We start from the raw sequence: 875 nt of genomic DNA, 5'->3' as shown, positions 1-875 counted from the left end.
ACCGGCGCGGACACCGCCGCCATCGCCGAATCCACCATGAACCCCGACCAGCTCGAAGCCTTCAACCGCGACTGGGAAATCAACTATTCCGTCCAATCGCGCAGCAACACGCGCTACCGCGTCAACGCCTACCACGAGCAAGGCCGCGTCGGCATGGTATTGCGCCGCGTCAGCCAAGACATTCCCGAAATGAAGACCCTCGGTTTACCCGAAAAGCTCCAAGAGCTTGCACTCGCACCGCGCGGCCTGCTGATCCTCGCCGGCCCGAACGGTTCGGGTAAATCCACCACCATGGCCTCCATGCTCAACTACCGCAACCAAAAGCTGCCCGGCCATATCGTTACCATCGAAGACCCCATCGAGTTTATCTACAAACCTTGCCGCAGCATCTTCACCCAGCGCGAAATCGGCATCGATACCGACAACTGGAAAATCGCCGTTCAAAGCGCCATGCGTCAAGCGCCCGATGTCGTCTGTATCGGCGAAGTCCGCAGCGAAGAAAGCATGGAATACGCCCTCCAACTGGCTCAAACCGGCCATCTGTGCGTTTTCACCATCCATGCCAGCACAGCCTCCCAAACCATCGAGCGCATCATCAACTTCTATCCGGAAGACCGTCGCCAACAGGTTTTGATGGATTTGGCGTTAAACCTCGTCGGCATCATCGGCCAACGCCTCACCATCAAGAAAAACCGCCAACGCACGGCCGTTACCGACCTCCTGCTCAACACTCCGGCCATGCAGGACTTGATTTTCAAAGGCGAATTGCTGGAAATCCGCGACCTGATGGCACGCTCCGGCAGCAACGGCATGCAGACGTTCGACCAAAACCTCTTCAACCTCTACGCACAAGGCCAAATCGAACTCAGCGAAGC

Annotated in this window: 1 protein-coding gene; it reads left to right on the top strand. The window is 57.5% G+C overall.

Annotated features, from left to right (window positions below):
- Positions 1-875, top strand: an 875-nt coding sequence (locus ACTHSP_RS20945) for a PilT/PilU family type 4a pilus ATPase (protein WP_440346880.1), incomplete at both ends; no start/stop codon positions are given.

The sequence above is a fragment of the Neisseria sp. P0001.S005 genome (assembly GCF_051963715.1).
The sequence above is the reverse complement of the archived record's forward strand: the minus strand, read 5'-3'. Positions and strand labels throughout refer to the sequence as shown.